Annotated in this window: 1 protein-coding gene and 1 pseudogene; both read right to left on the reverse strand. The window is 42.2% G+C overall.

The genetic code is table 11. From position 1 onward, the window contains the following. Positions 1-182: pseudogene (locus tag FJR38_RS04575) on the reverse strand (IS5/IS1182 family transposase); the annotation flags it as partial. A 244-nt stretch (positions 183-426) separates the two neighbouring features. Beyond that, the coding region (locus FJR38_RS04580; protein WP_174763887.1) for an endonuclease/exonuclease/phosphatase family protein at positions 427-2,054 on the reverse strand (1,628 nt) is incomplete at its 5' end.

Consider the following 2,054-nt stretch of genomic DNA (forward strand, 5'->3'; position numbering starts at 1 on the left):
CTAAATGTTTTGGCTGGTGCGCCTATTTTTTCTGAAAATATTGCTGCGTATTCGCCATCAAATTCCGACCAAGGGATCATTTTTGCCATAATTACCCATCGGTTGTCTAATGCCAATTTCTCCTCGAAGGGTAGTTGAAACTTTTCCGGTGCTGTTTCCTGTTCTTGCGCTTTTCTATACATCTTAATGCGCCTTAATGCAAGGGATTTTACTCATTTTAACTCTTTTTCTTGCACCTTTTTCACTTTCTATCCCCATCAAGTCATCTATTTGTCCCGGTTTTATGTTTATTCAGCAAGCCCTAATTAATGACTTTTAACGTAGTTAAATTTCTGTGAATTTCCAATTTTTACCTATCACTTGCCGTTCGGAAAGGGCGGATTAAAAAACCCACCCCTACCTAATAGCTAAACTTCTAGATGCTGGTTAAGCAAAGACAAAATGTTTAGGATCGGTCAAACTCAAACTACTGGCTTGAATACCAGTTAGAGTAGCAAGAGTTTGATTATTGAAGACAATCGTGGTATCAGCACCAATTTGATTTAAATTGAGTGTTGATGTCGTGATGCCTAAACTGACAGCACCATTAATACCGATGACATCAGTACCAACTTGGAAGTCAAGAATGGTATTAGCAGCTTTTGGTAGTTCAGCATTGACAATCCAGAATTGATCAGCACCAGCACCACCGGAAATCAAGTTACTTCCACCTAGACTAACTCTGAAGATATCATTCCCGTCGCCACCTAAAGCCCTGTCATTGCTCCCTAACCAGAATTGGTCATCACCAGCACCACCGGAGATGCGGTTGCCACCTTGACCATCTCTAGCATCAAAGGTGTCGTTACCATCACTACCGAAAATGCGATCGCCTTTGTTGACAAAAACAGTATCATTACCACTACCAAGATCAATGTTGTTGTTACCTGCATCTGTAAATGCGGATACGGTAGTGATCTCTACACTGTCATTTCCTGCACCTGTAAAGAGGATGTCTTGTTTGCCATCAAAGCTTTGACCCCTAACGGCTAAGATATCGTCATTGCCAGATGTACCAGCGGTTAAGGATTGAGCAGCACTAGGAGTTATTTTCAGAGCAGCTAGGATGGGATCATGATCGCTGGCTCTTTGGGCATTATCTACAAACTCACTATTAATGTGAACAATATCCACTTGGGCGGAATTACTCAAATTATTGCTCACCAAAATATGATCAAGGGATTGGGAATTACCATCAAAAATGTAGGTATAACGTTCGTTTTCTGGCAGAGTATTAGAAAGATTGGTGAGATTGCCACCTGCGAGAATCCTTAAAGGAGAAATAAACTCAAATTCATTTAAATCGCCCACAACAACCACATTAGGATTGAGTTTTGTGGCAAAAACAGAATCCACAAAATCCTTCACCGCTTCAGCTTGGGCGCGACGCTGATCTAAAGAGCCATTAATGCTGTTATTTTCTTGTCCATTCCCTCCAGATTCACCACCAACTGAGGGTTGATTGACTCCGAACAGGGGGCTACTACCACCTTTGGAGGAGAAGTGATTATTTACAACTGTCACCTCTTCACCGTTGAAAGTAAAGTCGGCAATTAGAGGTAGTCGGGTGTCTGTAAAAGCTGTAAAGGAAGATGCTGGAATGGTTTTGACAGAGCCTGCTACTAAACTAACGCGGCTATCATTGTAGAGGTAGGCATTACGGATATTTGCGCCTGGTTCTCCGCCATTGGTGTTGTTGGTAATGAAGGTATTGTCAATGAATTTGTAAATTGGACCACCTGCGGCAACGATCGCATCAATGAGAGTTTGTAAGGTGACGCTGGCACTGACAATCCCATTATTGGTACTACCGCTATTGTCTTGAATCTCCTGCAAACCGATGATATCAGGAGTTTTGAGATTATTGACAATTTGCTGGGCGATCGCTGTAAACCGACCATTGGCAATATCTGTATCAGCATCAGCATCATTAGGATCAAGGTTGAGGACGTTGTAACTAGCAATCACCAAAGTATCACCACCCTTATTCAGAGTCGTTACTTCCGGTTGCAAGG

The organism is Anabaena sp. UHCC 0253 (genome assembly GCF_009712085.1).
Taxonomy (GTDB): Bacteria; Cyanobacteriota; Cyanobacteriia; order Cyanobacteriales; family Nostocaceae; genus Dolichospermum.